This is a genomic window from Pseudomonas sp. JAI111 (assembly GCF_024809425.1).
Lineage (GTDB): Bacteria > Pseudomonadota > Gammaproteobacteria > Pseudomonadales > Pseudomonadaceae > Aquipseudomonas.
In genome coordinates, this window is record NZ_JANUCB010000002.1 from 105478 (window position 1) to 119594 (window position 14117).

The window sequence follows — 14117 nt, forward strand, 5'->3', positions numbered from 1 at the left end:
CTCGATTCGCCCCGCTCCACCGCCCCGCCTATTCTTAAATCATGTGTTCAACATGGATCGAGGATTAGCATCATGGGCAAACGTCACCCCAACCTTCCCGCCTGGCAATGGCGCGCATACCCGGGCAATCACCAGCACCCGACCAACCTGGTCCTGCACCTGATTGCCGTGCCGCTGTTCATCGTGGCCTTTCTGCTGATTGTTTCCGGGGTATTCAGTCTGAGCTTCGTCAACATCGCGATTGGCGTGATCGGTCTGCTCGCGGCGCTGGGTTTACAGCGTCACGGCCACAGCCTGGAGGCGCAAGCCTCCGAGCCGTTCAGTGATCGCAAAGATGCAATATCGCGTTTGCTGGTCGAGCAGTTCCTGACCTTTCCACGGTTCTTCCTGAGCGGTGGCTGGTGGCGCGCCTGGCGTGAGCGCCACCGTCGTCACTGATCAGGCGAAAATCGTCACGGTCTGCCGGCTCATGGCGATCAGCTGACCGTCTGCGCTCCACAGCTTTGCCGCCGCATGCCCGTAGCCGTCAACGGCATACTCGATTTCAACCAAGTATTTGCACCAGTCCAGCGTGCTCAACGCCAGCAACGGCTGGACGAATTCGATGGTCCAGGTCAGCGTGCTGCCCATCGCGGGTTTGTTCAGGTGCGGCAACAGCGCCGGTGGCCAGGCGTCTACCAATGCCAGGATATGCGACTCGCTGACCGCCTCTTCCTTCACATCCCCACGCAATCGCACCCAACCGCCCATCTCGCGGGATTTGTTGCCGGTGAACGGCATGCCGCCCACGGCCCAGCGCATCGCCAGATGCCGCATGAACTCTGGAGTCACGCCCTTGATGTATGGCAGCTCCTGACACTCGTCCCAGTGTTTCATCTCAGGCGCAGGCTCAGCCTCGACCATGACTTCGGAAGGACGCGAAGCACCGAAGCTGCCCTGGATCAACGTCACCACCTGGCCCTTTTGCAGCGCACGACCCAGCACCTGGCTGACGGCTTTGCCCTCGCGCAACACCTCGACTTCAAAGCTGACCGGCACTTCGGGTTCGACCGGGCCGACAAAGGTGATCGCCAGCGAACGCACGGGCCGGTCCGCCGGGACCTTTGCGCGCATGGCTTCGTATTGCAACGCGGCGACAAGGCCTCCGAAACTGGCACGGCCCTGCGCCCATTCGGCCGGAATAGACAGTTCCAGCGGCTGACTGCGGACCGCGTCGAGCAGATCGGAAAAACGCATGGGGACCTCGGAGAGTGGAAAAGGATGTGGGATCTTAACCACCCGGCGGGGCCGGCACAGCGCTTATTCCGGCCAAATAGACTGACAGATAGGCCGGATACATCCGCCCACTGTAGGAGCTGTCGAGTGAAACGAGGCTGCGATCTTTTGATCTTCGGCGTCGGTAATGGCGCTAAAGATCAAGAGATCGCAGCCTCGTTTCACTCGACAGCTCCTACAGGGGTTGCGGGTTTCAGGATTTGAAGCAGCGGGCGCTGAGTTTGTCGAGAACGCGGTCGGCACGCTCTTCGGCGTTGGTCATGGTGGTTTTCCAGACCGGGACACAGGGCTGCAGATCGGCTTCCTGCTCGGCCCTGGCCAGCCATTGGAAGCAATCATGCCAATCACCCAATGCCCCCTGCGCCGACTTCAGGCGCGGCATCGCCGCCTTCGGCAGACGATCCAGTTCGGGATAGGCATCGATGCCATAGCGCACGCGTTTGATCAGAAGTCGCAGGCGATGGCGGTCATGCGCGGGATCGTGCAGTGCGACATCGAGTTTTTTCCACTGCTTGGCCAAGCGCTTTTCGATGCGTTTGCGCAACTTCTTGAGTAAGCCCTGGCGCTGTGAAGCCCGCAAAAAACGAGGGAACGCATCAAGGATCATCAACAAGTGCGCCAACTCGCGACTGCTCGCCACCGCCGGGTAGGCCTGCTCCATCTGCACCATGCGCCGTTGCGCGGCCTCGGGTTGATCGTGCTGGAGCAGGTAAGCCGCCAGCACTTCGCGATCGCGTAACGGCGTGGTCAGGTCGCCCACGCGGGACGCCGCCGCTTCCACTTGCTCGACGCCGGGAAGACCGCGCAACGGCCGCAACAGGCTGCGTAGGCGGCGGACCGTGGTGCGCAGATCGTGCAATGCTTCAGGGTCGGTACGGGCACTCAAGCGCGCCTGACAGGCCAGCACGCGAACTTCCAGCCCCAGTACCTGTGCAACCAATCTGTCAACCATCGCGGACATCGCTAGCTCCTTGAAATCGAATGGGCGCAGACGCCTACATCATGCCTCAACGACCGGCGCGCGACTCGCGAATGTAGAAACGAGCCTTCTCGGCTTTGCTGGCGCAACCTTCATAGGCTTCAAACTGCTGCTGGGTCTTTGCACCGGTCAGCAGCGACAAGGCTTTGGAGTAACTGACAGTACCTGCGAAACCTTCGGCCTTGGCCAGGTCCAGTTCATGCCAGGCGGCATCGATCTGACTACCGCAGGTGTCGCGGTACGCCGTTTTGCCCGCGCAACCAGCCAGCGCCAGAGCGATCAAGGGCACACATATCCAGGCTTTCATCAATAACACCTCATGTCAGGGGAACAGTCGTGCAGGTAAGACGGTCTGGCGCGTGAAAAGTGCCTTTGATCGCCAGGGGAAACTATAGCGCTCCGGAGAATACCCATGTGCCGGCTCGCAGTGTCGAAAAAACGACACCCTCGGCCGATCGAGCGACCTTGGCGATTGAAGCGCGCCCCTCGATGGGTGCATTGTTGAACCTTGTCAGACGAGGGCGATTCATGAAAAAGCGTGTCGCGCTGGTATTGGGCTCGGGTGGAGCACGGGGTTATGCCCATATCGGGGTCATCGAAGAGATCGAACGGCGTGGTTATGACATCGCCTGCATCGCCGGTTGTTCGATGGGCGCGGTGGTCGGCGGAATCTACGCGGCCGGCAAACTCGACGATTATCGCAACTGGATCGAGAGCCTGGACTACCTCGATGTCCTGCGTCTGGTGGACGTCAGTTTTCGTCTGGGGGCGATTCGTGGGGAAAAGGTCTTCGGGCAGATCCGCAAGATCGTCGGTGAAATCAATATCGAAGACCTGCGCATTCCCTACACGGCGGTGGCCACCGACCTGACCAACCAGCAGGAAATCTGGTTCCAGGAAGGTTGCCTGCACCAGGCCATGCGCGCCTCGGCGGCGATTCCCAGCCTGTTTACACCCGTGATGCAAGGCAACCGGATGCTGGTGGACGGTGGCATTCTCAACCCTTTGCCGATCGTGCCCGTGGTGTCGAGCCATTGCGATCTGATCATCGCCGTCAACCTCAACTCCACCAACCAGCGCCACTATCAACTGCCGGTGATCCAGCGCCCCGCCGCCTTCAAGACCCGTTTCGACAGCCTGATCAATTCACTGGGGTCAAAATTGCCGTTCCGACGCAAACAGGCGGAACAATTGCTGCTGCTGGAAAAGGAAGCGCTAATGGCGGAAGCGGCCGAGATCAACCCCTGGATCGAATCCGCCGAACCCGAAGCCCAACAACCGGCCGCCGCCCCGGAGCGCGACGGCGCGCCGAAGTCCGCCACCGGCTCGTTCATCATCGACAACGTCGGACCGGCCTCCTTGCTGGACTTGATCAACCAGAGTTTCGAGGTAATGCAAACGTCGTTGGCGCAATACAAGATTGCCGGTTATCCACCGGACATCCTGATCAACGTGCCGAAGCGGGTGTGCCGGTTTTTCGAGTTTTACAAGGCGCCGGAGCTGATCGCGCTGGGGCGGGAAATCGCGCGGGACACGCTGGACCGGTATGAGAACGAGCGCGATTCCTGAGGTTCTCGAGTGAATGATCGTTCCCACGCTCTGCGTGGGAATGCCTCAATGGACGCTCTGCGTCCGCTTCTGGGACGCGGAGCGTCCCGGGCTGCATTCCCACGCAGAGCGTGGGAACGATCACGTATCAAGCAGCCGATACCCAACCCCCGCCTCGGTCACGATAAACCGCGGCTGGGTCGGATCGTCCGCCAGTTTCTGCCGCAAATGCCCCACCACAATCCGCAGATAATGACTGTCGTCGGTATGGGTCGGCCCCCAGATATCCTTCAGTAATTGCTGCTGCGTGATCACCCTTCCCGGATGCCGCGCCAGTTGCGCCAGCACCGCGTATTCCTTGCGGGTCAGCGCGACCTCGCTGCCGTCGAGCAGTACCCGGCGATACGCCAGGTCCACGGTCAATGGGCCGAACGTCAGCGCCGCTTGTTGAACCTCGCCGTTCGGGGCCTGGCGCAACAAGGCGCGCACCCGGGCGAGGAATTCCTGGATGCCAAACGGTTTGGTCACGTAGTCATTGGCGCCGCCATCCAGTGCCTGGACTTTCTGCCCTTCGCTGGCACGCACCGAGAGCACCAGCACCGGCACCGTCGACCATTCGCGAAACTCGCGCAGTACTTGCTGGCCGTCCATGTCCGGCAGGCCGAGGTCGAGCACCAGCAAGTCGGGTTTGTTCAACGCTGCCTGCGCCAGGCCTTCGCTGCCGGTGCCGGCCTCCAGGACTTTGTAGCCCTGGGAAGCGAGGCTGATGCGCAGGAATTTGCGGATCTGCGGTTCGTCATCGATGACCAAAATGGTCGCGGTCTGGCTCATGGTTTCGGATCGCAGCATAAAGATGTCCAAAGGGTATCAGGCTTCACTTTCAACGCTCAATTTCAGCGTCTGGCTGATCCTGCAAAGGCAGGTGCAAGGTGATGCAGGTGCCTCGCCCTTCGATGCCATCGGCGACGCTGATCCGCCCGCCATGCGCCCCGACCATCCCCTGACAGATCGCCAGCCCCAGCCCGGTGCCCTGCCCGCCCCGATCACCTCGGGCGGCGGTGTAGAACATGTCGAAAATCTTGGCCCGTTCCTCTTGCGGAATCCCCGGACCTTCATCGCTCACCGAGAAAAACAGCTCGTTGTCATCGACCCCGGCACGCAATTGCACACGCCCATGAGGCGGGGAAAATCGCGCAGCGTTTTCCAGTACGTTGACCAACGCCTGCTCAATGAGCGCGGCATGCACAAAGAGCAGCGGCAATTCGGGCGGCACTTCGGTGCTGACCTGCAACGGCGCCAGCACCGCACGCAGGCGATTGAGCGAACTGCCGACAATGTCGGCCGGCGATACCCAGTCCCGCGCCAGCTTCAGGGCGCCGTGGCCGAGGCGCGTCATGTCCAGCAGGTTTTGAATGTAGCGATCGAGACGTTCAGCCTCATCGCGGGTGCCTTCGAGCAGTTCACGACGATCCTCCAGCGGAATCGCTTCGCCGAGAGCCAGCAAGCTGTCGATGCTGCCGCGCATGGAGGTCAGCGGCGTGCGTAAATCGTGGGACACCGACGCCAGCAGCGCACTGCGTAGCTGTTCGGTTTCGCCATGCAGCCGCGCCGCTTCCAGGTCTTCAGCCAGTTGCGCGCGGGCCAGGGCCTGAGCCAGCGGCTGGCTCAACGCGGTCAACAAGCGCCGCCGTTGCCCGCTCAGGGTCTGGCCCTCTTTGGCGCACACGCCGAGCAGCGCCAGCGGCCCATCTTCCACCGACAGCGGCCACCACCACCAACGTCCGAACGGCAGCGTGCCGGTGCCCGCCCCCGCCGGCTGGTCATGTTGCCAAGCCCAATCGGCAGCGGCGCGTTCGGCTTCGGAGAACTCCAGCGGGCCACCGGTTTCGACTTTCCAGCCGCCCTGGCCGTCCCGATTGAGCAGGCACAATTTCAGATCACTCCAGCCATTCAGGTGCTGGGCAGCGGCACTGACCACAGCCTGGCGGTCGGTGGCGGCGGTCAGTTTGCGCGACAGGTCGAGCAGTTCGGTGGTCTCTTCCTGAGTGTCGCGCAACGCCTGCAATTGCCGTCGCTGACGTGCCGCCAGGTTACCGGTGAGCGCCGCCATCAGCAGAAAGAACAGCAAGGTCAGCACATCTTCTTCGCGCTGGATGCGGAAGGAAAAATTCGGCGGGATGAACAAAAAGTCGTAGGTCAGAAACGACAGCGCCGCACAGGCCAGTGCCGGGCCGAGACTGCTGCGCACCGCGACCAGCAACACCGCGGCGAGGAACACCAGCGAGATATTCGGCAACGGCAGGACACTCGCCACGGCCCAGGCCAAACCACTGGCCAACACCGTCGCCACCACCGCCAGCACGTAGTCGAACCAGACCAGCGACTGCGACGCACGCTGACGCGGCTGATGCGGTTCGTGATCACTGTCGAGCACGTTGATTTCCAACCCGCGCGCGTCACGCAGCAAGCGTGACGCCAACCCGCCGCCGAACAAACGACGGCGCAGCCGCGGGCGGGATTGGCCGACCAACACCAGACTGGCGCGGCGTTCGGCGGCGTGCTGGATCAGCGTCTTCGCGACTTCGCCAGCGCGCAGCAACACCACTTCGCCCCCCAGGCGCTCGGCCAACTGCTGGGCACTTTGCAGGCGCAAGCGCGATTGCTCGTCACGCACGCGGCCGTTGTCCACATGCACCAGGCTCCACGGCAGGTGTCGACGCTGGGCTACCCGGCTGGCGTGACGCACCAGGCGCTCGGCCTGGGCATCGCCATCGACGCCCACCAACAAGCGACCGCGCACCGCCGGCGCGTCCTGACCAAGCTGGCGATAACCCTGGGCCAGGTCATCGTCGACCTGGGCGGCAGCGGTTTGCATCGCCAGTTCGCGCAGGGCGGTGAGGTTGGTCTGGGTGAAGAAGGCATCGATGGCTGCCCGCGCCTGCTCCGGCACGTAGACTTTACCGTCGCGCAGACGCTCGAGCAGCTCGCGCGGCGGCAGGTCGATCAGCAGCAGTTCGTAAGCTTCCTGCAGCACCCAGTCCGGCAGGGTTTCACGAACCTGCACGCCGGTGATGCCGCGCACTTGATCGTTGAGGCTCTCCAGGTGCTGGACGTTGACCGTGGTGAACACGTCGATGCCGGCAGCGAGCAGTTCCTGGATGTCTTGCCAGCGTTTGGTGTGACGGCTGCCGGGAGCATTGGTGTGGGCCAGTTCGTCGACCAGCACCAGTTTCGGCTTGGCCGCGAGCAGGCCGTCGAGGTCCATTTCTTCGAGCATCACGCCACGGTATTCCGAGCGCACCAAGGGCTGTTGCGGCAAGCCGCCGAGCAGCGCCTCGGTCTCGGCGCGACCGTGGGTTTCGACCACGCCGGCAATGACTTTTACGCCCTGGCGCATTTGCGCATGAGCCGCTTGCAGCATGGCGTAGGTCTTGCCAACGCCGGGCGCGGCGCCGAGGAAAACCTTGAGCCGGCCACGACCATCGCGGGGCAGATCTGCTAACAACGCATCGGCGCGGCCGGAGTCACTCATGCTTGAAGCTCTCTCTCATTCTGATGTAGATGCAGTGACTGTCAGGGCCTCTTCGCGGGCAAACCCGCTCCCACAGGGACTAGGGTAGTCACTCATCTTGTATCCACCCTTACCTCCTGTGGGAGCGGGCTTGCCCGCGATTGGCGGCACCACAGATTTACAGTTTTTCCAGCGCCATGTTCAACGCCAACACATTCACCACGGGCGGACCAACGAGCCGCTGCTCGATGTGTGCATCCAGCAATTGCTGAAGCGTCGTCACTGGAAGATTACGCGCCGCCGCGACACGCGCCAGTTGATAGGCAATCGCCGCCGGAGGCAAGTGGGGATCGAGGCCACTGCCGGAGGTGGTCAGCATTGCCAATGGCACCGGTCCCTGGCCAGGCACCAGCAATTTATTGGCATCGTCGATCACCCGAGTAGCCAGAGCCGGGTTGCTCGGCGAGAGGTTGCTCGCGCTGCTCGACACGGTGGCAAAGGCACCGGCCGATGGCCGAGGGTGGAACCAGGCGTCACCGGCGAAATCCTGGGCGATCAGTGACGAGCCGCGGACTTTGCCGTCGGCGTCGCGCACCAGGCTGCCATTGGCCTGATCCGGGAAGGCGACCTGGGCGACACCGGTGACGACCAATGGGTAGGCGACGCCGGTAATCAGGGTCATCAGGACCAGCAGGCTCAGGGCCGGACGTATCATTGTGGACATTTCAAAATCCTCGAATTCAAAAAACAAGTACCGCGTTCATTCTGGTGGACCGTGTCGAGTCCTTCGCGAGCAAGCCCGCTCCCACATTTGAAATGCTCCCCTGTGGGAGCGGGCTTGCTCGCGAAGGCGGCGTGCCTGGCACCCCGCTCAGGGTCAAACCAGATGCAACGCCGTCAACAACATGTCGATAGCCTTGATGCCCACGAACGGCACCAGAATCCCGCCCAGGCCATAGATCAGCAGGTTGCGTCGCAACAGCGCCGCCGCACTGGCCGCCTGCACCCGCACGCCGCGCAGCGCCAGTGGAATCAAAACCACAATGATCAAGGCGTTGAACACGATGGCCGACAGGATCGCGCTCTGCGGACTGGTCAGGTGCATGACGTTCAACACGCCCAGTTGCGGGTAGATCGAGGCGAACAGCGCCGGCAGGATCGCGAAGTATTTGGCCACGTCGTTGGCGATGGAAAAGGTCGTCAGCGCGCCACGGGTCACCAGCAATTCCTTGCCGATCTGCACCACGTCCAGCAGCTTGGTCGGATCGCTGTCGAGGTCGACCATGTTCGCCGCCTCGCGCGCCGCCTGGGTCCCGTCGTTCATCGCCATGCCCACGTCCGCCTGGGCCAGGGCCGGGGCGTCGTTGGCGCCGTCGCCGCACATGGCGACCAGGCGACCGTCGTTCTGCTCGTGACGAATGCGCGCCAGTTTTTTCTCCGGCGTGGCTTCGGCCAGCACGTCATCGACGCCTGCTTCGGCAGCAATCGCCGCGGCGGTCAGCGGGTTGTCGCCGGTGACCATGACCGTGCGAATCCCCAGTTTGCGCAGCTCGGCAAAACGGTCGCGAATGCCGGGTTTGACCACGTCCTTGAGGTGGATCGCGCCGAGCAATTTGCCCTCGGCGCAGACCAGCAACGGCGTGCCGCCGCTCTGGGCGATCTTGTCGATTTCCCGCGACAGGGCTGGCGCCATGTCAGCGCGTTTCAGGCCGACGAACGCCAGCAGCGAATCCACCGCGCCCTTGCGATACACGCGGCCCTGATAGTCGACGCCAGAGAGGCGGGTTTCCGCGCTGAACGGCACAGCGGTCAACACATCAGCGGCTGGCTCAGGTTGCGGGTGAATCCCACGCAGATATTCGACGATGGACTTGCCTTCGGCGGTGTCATCGGCCAACGAGGCAAATAACCCACCTTCGGCCAGTTCCTTGGCGGTGACGCCCGGCGCCGGATGAACCGCTGTGCAACGGCGGTTACCGAAGGTGATGGTGCCGGTCTTGTCCAGGAGCAGGACGTGTACGTCCCCCGCCGCTTCCACCGCGCGACCGGATTTGGCGATCACGTTCAGGCGCACCAGACGGTCCATCCCGGCGATCCCGATGGCCGACAGCAAACCGCCAATCGTGGTTGGAATCAGCGTGACCAATAACGCCACCAGGAACACCAGCGGCAGGTTGCCGTTGGCAAAGTGGGCGAACGGTTGCAGGGTCACGACCACCAACAGGAAGATCAGGGTCAGGCCGATCAGCAGGATGTCGAGCGCAACTTCGTTCGGGGTTTTCTGCCGTTTGGCACCTTCGACCAACGCAATCATGCGGTCCAGTGTCGACTCGCCGGGGTTGGCGGTGATGCGCACCAGCAGCCAGTCGGACACCAGCCGGGTGTTGCCGGTAACGGCGGAACGGTCGCCGCCGGATTCGCGGATCACCGGCGCGGATTCACCGGTAATCGCCGCTTCGTTGACCGCCGCGATCCCCTCGATCACCTCACCGTCACCGGGGATCATTTCCCCCGCTTCGACACGTACCACATCGCCTTTGCGCAGGCTGGTGGCCGGCACTACTTGGAAGCTGCCGTTGTTGGTTTTGCGGCGCGCGCTCAAGCCTTCGCTGCCGGCCTTGAGGCTGTCGGCGCGGGCCTTGCCACGACCTTCGGCCAAGGCTTCGGCGAAGTTGGCAAAGAGCACGGTGAACCACAACCACAGGGCGATTTGCGCGGCGACGAAGGTCGGCACGCTGCTGTCGGGAATGAAGCACAGCACGGTGGTCAGGATAGCGGTCAGTTCGACCACCAGCATCACCGGCGCACGCTGCAACTGCCGAGGGTCAAGCTTGACGAAGGCTTGCACCAACGCCGGACGCCACAGGGCCGAGATTGCGGTTTTCGGTTGTTCCGGCGTCTTGACGGCGACGGTTTTGCTTACAGGCATATTCATGATGGATTCCTTAGAAGCCCATACTCAGATGTTCGGCAATCGGGCCCAGCGCCAGCGTCGGCAAGAAGGTCAGGCCACCCACCAGCAAAATGGTCACGGTCAGCAACGTCACGAACAACGGGCCATGGGTCGGGAAGCTGTTCTGGCCGATCGGTGCGGTTTTCTTCATCGCCAGGCTGCCGGCCAACGCCAGAACCGGGAGGATGTAACCGAAGCGACCGATCAACATGCCCAGCCCCAGCATCAGGTTGTGGAACGCGGTGTTGGCACCAAAGCCGCCGAACGCAGAGCCGTTGTTGGCGCTGGCCGAGGTGTAGGCATAGAGCAATTGGCTGAAACCGTGGGCGCCGGGGTTACTCACCGCCGCGACCGGACCAGGCAGGCTCGCCGCGATCGCGCCAAGCACCAGAACGCCGACCGGCATTACCAGCAGGGTCACCACCAACAGTTGCACTTCTCTGGCCTGGAGTTTCTTGCCGAGGTACTCCGGAGTGCGGCCGATCATCAGGCCGGCGAGGAACACGGCGATCAGCACGTTGAGCAACATGCCGTAGAGCCCGGCACCGACGCCGCCGAAGATCACTTCGCCGACCATCATGTTGACCATCGCGACCATGCCGCTCAGCGGGTTGAGGCTGTCGTGCATGCCGTTGACCGAACCGTTGGACGCCGCCGTGGTAGTCACCGACCACAGCACGGTGGCGGTGGTGCCGAAGCGCGCTTCCTTGCCTTCAAGTGGCGCGGTCTGTTCAACGGCGACGTTGTTCAGGCTCGGGTTCGGCTGATATTCAGCCCACAGCGACGTCGCACCGCCAATCAGGAACAGCGCCAGCATGCAGGCGATGATCGCGCGGCTCTGACGCAGGTCTTTCACGTAATGGCCGAAGGTGAACACCAGAGCCACCGGGATCAGGATGATCGAGGCCAGTTCGAACAGGTTGCTCCACGCCGTCGGGTTCTCGAACGGGTGCGCCGAGTTGACGCCGAAGAAGCCACCTCCGTTGGTGCCCAGTTGCTTGATCGCAATCTGGCTGGCGGCCGGGCCGAGCGGGATCACCTGATCGACACCTTGCATCGTCAAGGCATTCACGTACTGCGCGAAGGTTTGCGGTACGCCCTGCCAGACCAGGTACAACGCCAGCAGCAGGCACAGCGGCAGCAAGCCGTAGAGGGTGGCGCGGGTCATGTCGACCCAAAAGTTGCCCAGGGTTTTAGTCGACTTGCGACCGATACCGCGACAAAGCGCAACCAATACCGCCAGGCCGGTCGCGGCGCTGACGAAGTTCTGCACGGTGAGGCCGACCATCTGGCTCAGGTAGCTCAGCGACGCTTCACCGCTGTAGGACTGCCAGTTGGTGTTGGTCATGAAGCTGACGGCGGTGTTGAACGCCAGTGTCCACTCCTGGCCCGGCAGATTTTGCGGGTTCAGTGGCAGGTGATCCTGAAACAGCAGAATCGCGAACAACAGCAAGAAGCCTGCGAGGTTGAAGGCGAGCAAGGCCAGCGTGTACTTCTGCCAGCTCTGTTCGGCCTGCGGATCGACGCCGGCCACCCGATAACAACCGCGCTCGACAGGTCCCAGGATGGGCGACAGCCAAGTGCGCTGACCTTCCATGACCTTGTAGTAGAACCGCCCCAGAAACGGTGCCGGGATCAGCACCAGGGCGAAGAAGGCGAGGATCAGCCAATAGTCATAACTGTGCATAGCCGCTCCTAGTTCCGGTCCGCGCGCAACAGCGCAACCAACAGATAAATGAACAGCCCCACTGCCAACAGCAGTGACACCCCGTCCAGAACGCTCATGGAAGTTCTCCGTGTTACGGCGTATTGCCGCGTGTGGACTCATTGTCGGCAGAGAGGCTGTAAAGGAACGAGACCGAGGGGGTTGGCTGGGCATAAAGAAAGCGTAAAGAGTGGGTTTATGCCTTCATTACAGCGTTGTTTGGGCGGGCCTCATCGCGAGCAAGCTGGCTCCCACAGGTGAACGGTGTACGCATACCACTGTGGGAGCGAGCTTGCTCGCGATGGCGGCACAACTGAAAACCCTGCCCTCAGCTGGCGCACCAAAATGCGCACATCCAGCGCCGAACATCCCCGATACGACACGTTTTTGCGCTTTACGACCGCTATCGGAAGACTGGCACGTCCACTGCAAACACTCTCCCCCTACGCTTTCCAAACCGTTCAGGGAGCAAACGCATGAACACACAACTCAAACCCACACTCGGCACGTTGCACTTATGGGGCATCGCCGTCGGGCTGGTGATTTCCGGTGAATACTTCGGTTGGAGTTATGGCTGGGGCGTGGCCGGGACGCTGGGTTTTCTGGTGACCTCGTTTATGGTCGCCACGATGTACACCTGCTTCATCTTCAGCTTCACCGAATTGACCACTGCGATTCCTCACGCGGGCGGTCCCTTTGCCTACAGCCGCCGCGCCTTTGGCGAAAAAGGCGGATTGATAGCCGGGCTGGCGACCCTGATCGAATTCGTCTTCGCGCCGCCGGCGATTGCCTTGGCCATCGGCGCTTATCTCAACGTGCAATTCCCGGCCCTCGACCCGAAACACGCAGCGGTCGGCGCATACATCGTGTTCATGGGGCTGAACATTCTCGGGGTGAAACTGGCAGCAACCTTCGAACTGGTGGTCTGCGTACTGGCTGTCGCCGAGTTGCTGGTGTTCATGGGCGTGGTCGCCCCGGCGTTCAGCTTCAGTAACTTCGCGCTCAATGGCTGGGCCGGTTCCGATGTGTTCGGGGCGCCGGCGATTGCCGGGATGTTCGCGGCGATTCCGTTTGCCATCTGGTTCTTCCTGGCGATCGAAGGCGCAGCAATGGCCGCCGAAGAAGCCAAGGACCCCAAGCGCACGATTCCCAAGGCCTACATCAGCGGCATTCTGACCTTGGTGTTGCTGGCGATGGGCGTGATGTTCTTTGCCGGTGGCGTCGGTGACTGGCGCACCCTGTCGAACATCAACGACCCGCTGCCACAAGCGATGAAAACCGTGGTCGGCGAAAGTTCGGGCTGGTTGCACATGCTGGTATGGATCGGCCTGTTCGGTCTGGTGGCAAGTTTCCACGGGATCATCCTGGGCTACTCGCGGCAGTTCTTCGCCCTCGCCCGAGCCGGTTATCTGCCCAAATCCCTGGCCAAACTCTCGCGATTCCAGACGCCCCACCGGGCGATCATCGCGGGCGGTCTGATTGGTATTGCGGCGATCTACAGCGACGGTTTGATCAACCTCGGCGGCATGACCCTGACGGCGGCAATGATCACCATGGCCGTGTTCGGCGCGATCGTGATGTACATCATGAGCATGCTCAGCCTGTTCAAGTTGCGTAAAACCGAACCGAACCTGGAACGCACTTTCCGCGCGCCGTGCTATCCGTTGGTGCCGATGATTGCGCTGGTACTGGCCGTGGTGTGCCTGGTGGCGATGGCGTGGTTCAACGCACTGATCGGGGTGATTTTCCTCGGTTTCATGGCGGTGGGTTTCGTGTACTTCATGCTCACCGCACAACTGCGCGCCGATGCGCCAGCGGACGCCATGCTGACCGGGCTATAAACAGCTCACAGGCTGCACTCATATCAGGCATAGAATGGAACCACTGCGATTGCCCATCGCTCAAAGTGGTATGCACGATCGGTTGGCGAAATCCGCCCACTGTCCTGCCCTCAAGGAGAGCCCTATGCCCTGGTATGCCTGGTTGATTCTGGTCGTTGCAATCGGCTCGATCGTTGGCGGTTTGATGATGTTGCGCGACACCGCCACCAAGGTCGATCTGACCGAAGAGCAACGTAAACGTGTCGCGGAACGAAACGCACAAGCGGACGCCAAGGATGCGCAGGACCGCTGAACAAAAACCCTGT

Annotated in this window: 13 protein-coding genes; 4 read left to right on the top strand and 9 right to left on the bottom strand. The window is 62.0% G+C overall.

The features are described 5' to 3' along the window. Positions 1-72: 72 nt before the first annotated feature. The gene (locus tag HNR03_RS08110; protein WP_222587892.1) at positions 73-438 is read left to right on the top strand and encodes a terminase; all 366 of its coding nucleotides are present in this window, start codon (positions 73-75) and stop codon (positions 436-438) included. Here the strand turns inward: HNR03_RS08110 and HNR03_RS08115 are convergent, their stop codons facing one another. The 3 genes from HNR03_RS08115 to HNR03_RS08125 form a co-directional block, all read right to left on the bottom strand. After that, on the bottom strand, positions 439-1236 hold the full coding sequence (locus tag HNR03_RS08115) for an acyl-CoA thioesterase II (RefSeq protein WP_259152404.1): 798 nt from the start codon (positions 1234-1236) through the stop codon (positions 439-441). 232 nt (positions 1237-1468) lie between these two features. Then, positions 1469-2236, bottom strand: coding sequence for a CHAD domain-containing protein (locus HNR03_RS08120; RefSeq protein WP_259152410.1), 768 nt, complete (start codon positions 2234-2236; stop codon positions 1469-1471). 46 nt (positions 2237-2282) lie between these two features. Further along, positions 2283-2561 (bottom strand): hypothetical protein, encoded by a 279-nt coding sequence (locus tag HNR03_RS08125; RefSeq protein WP_090186485.1) that lies wholly within the window; start codon positions 2559-2561, stop codon positions 2283-2285. A 221-nt stretch (positions 2562-2782) separates the two neighbouring features. On the opposite strand from HNR03_RS08125, the gene HNR03_RS08130 reads away from it, so the two are divergent. Next, positions 2783-3823 carry a patatin-like phospholipase family protein gene (locus HNR03_RS08130; protein ID WP_259152413.1) on the top strand — a complete coding sequence of 347 codons (1041 nt, stop codon included), beginning with the start codon at positions 2783-2785 and terminating at the stop codon, positions 3821-3823. A gap of 120 nt (positions 3824-3943) precedes the next feature. Here the strand turns inward: HNR03_RS08130 and HNR03_RS08135 are convergent, their stop codons facing one another. From HNR03_RS08135 to kdpF, 6 genes are all read right to left on the bottom strand, one after another. Continuing rightward, positions 3944-4633: a response regulator gene (locus HNR03_RS08135; protein WP_259153405.1), complete on the bottom strand. Its 690-nt coding sequence runs from the start codon at positions 4631-4633 to the stop codon at positions 3944-3946. 49 nt (positions 4634-4682) lie between these two features. Next, positions 4683-7334: a sensor histidine kinase KdpD gene (locus HNR03_RS08140; RefSeq protein ID WP_222587896.1), complete on the bottom strand. Its 2652-nt coding sequence runs from the start codon at positions 7332-7334 to the stop codon at positions 4683-4685. Positions 7335-7491: 157 nt separating this feature from the next. Further along, positions 7492-8037, bottom strand: coding sequence for a potassium-transporting ATPase subunit KdpC (kdpC, locus tag HNR03_RS08145; protein WP_259152414.1), 546 nt, complete (start codon positions 8035-8037; stop codon positions 7492-7494). Between the two features lie 153 nt (positions 8038-8190). Next, positions 8191-10248: a potassium-transporting ATPase subunit KdpB gene (gene kdpB, locus HNR03_RS08150; protein ID WP_259152420.1), complete on the bottom strand. Its 2058-nt coding sequence runs from the start codon at positions 10246-10248 to the stop codon at positions 8191-8193. A gap of 10 nt (positions 10249-10258) precedes the next feature. Then, a complete protein-coding gene (gene kdpA, locus HNR03_RS08155; protein WP_259152423.1) occupies positions 10259-11953 on the bottom strand; it encodes a potassium-transporting ATPase subunit KdpA in 1695 nt (564 codons plus the stop codon). 8 nt (positions 11954-11961) lie between these two features. Beyond that, entirely contained in the window at positions 11962-12051 is a 90-nt protein-coding gene (gene kdpF / locus HNR03_RS08160) for a K(+)-transporting ATPase subunit F (protein ID WP_007899818.1), read from the bottom strand. A 396-nt stretch (positions 12052-12447) separates the two neighbouring features. On the opposite strand from kdpF, the gene eat reads away from it, so the two are divergent. Beyond that, on the top strand, positions 12448-13812 hold the full coding sequence (gene eat / locus HNR03_RS08165; protein WP_259152495.1) for an ethanolamine permease: 1365 nt from the start codon (positions 12448-12450) through the stop codon (positions 13810-13812). A 124-nt stretch (positions 13813-13936) separates the two neighbouring features. After that, positions 13937-14104 (top strand): DUF2897 family protein, encoded by a 168-nt coding sequence (locus HNR03_RS08170; RefSeq protein ID WP_090186501.1) that lies wholly within the window; start codon positions 13937-13939, stop codon positions 14102-14104. Positions 14105-14117: the final 13 nt, after the last annotated feature.

Excerpts from the sequence above, each read along its gene's own strand:
- kdpA (WP_259152423.1), bottom strand. The coding sequence starts at position 11,953 with ATGCACAGTTATGACTATTGGCTGATCCTCGCCTTCTTCGCCCTGGTG.
- kdpF (WP_007899818.1), bottom strand. The coding sequence starts at position 12,051 with ATGAGCGTTCTGGACGGGGTGTCACTGCTGTTGGCAGTGGGGCTGTTC.
- kdpB (WP_259152420.1), bottom strand. The coding sequence starts at position 10,248 with ATGAATATGCCTGTAAGCAAAACCGTCGCCGTCAAGACGCCGGAACAA.
- HNR03_RS08170 (WP_090186501.1), top strand. The coding sequence starts at position 13,937 with ATGCCCTGGTATGCCTGGTTGATTCTGGTCGTTGCAATCGGCTCGATC.
- HNR03_RS08130 (WP_259152413.1), top strand. The coding sequence starts at position 2,783 with ATGAAAAAGCGTGTCGCGCTGGTATTGGGCTCGGGTGGAGCACGGGGT.
- HNR03_RS08140 (WP_222587896.1), bottom strand. The coding sequence starts at position 7,334 with ATGAGTGACTCCGGCCGCGCCGATGCGTTGTTAGCAGATCTGCCCCGC.
- HNR03_RS08110 (WP_222587892.1), top strand. The coding sequence starts at position 73 with ATGGGCAAACGTCACCCCAACCTTCCCGCCTGGCAATGGCGCGCATAC.
- HNR03_RS08115 (WP_259152404.1), bottom strand. The coding sequence starts at position 1,236 with ATGCGTTTTTCCGATCTGCTCGACGCGGTCCGCAGTCAGCCGCTGGAA.
- HNR03_RS08125 (WP_090186485.1), bottom strand. The coding sequence starts at position 2,561 with ATGAAAGCCTGGATATGTGTGCCCTTGATCGCTCTGGCGCTGGCTGGT.
- eat (WP_259152495.1), top strand. The coding sequence starts at position 12,448 with ATGAACACACAACTCAAACCCACACTCGGCACGTTGCACTTATGGGGC.
- HNR03_RS08120 (WP_259152410.1), bottom strand. The coding sequence starts at position 2,236 with ATGTCCGCGATGGTTGACAGATTGGTTGCACAGGTACTGGGGCTGGAA.
- kdpC (WP_259152414.1), bottom strand. The coding sequence starts at position 8,037 with ATGTCCACAATGATACGTCCGGCCCTGAGCCTGCTGGTCCTGATGACC.
- HNR03_RS08135 (WP_259153405.1), bottom strand. The coding sequence starts at position 4,633 with ATGAGCCAGACCGCGACCATTTTGGTCATCGATGACGAACCGCAGATC.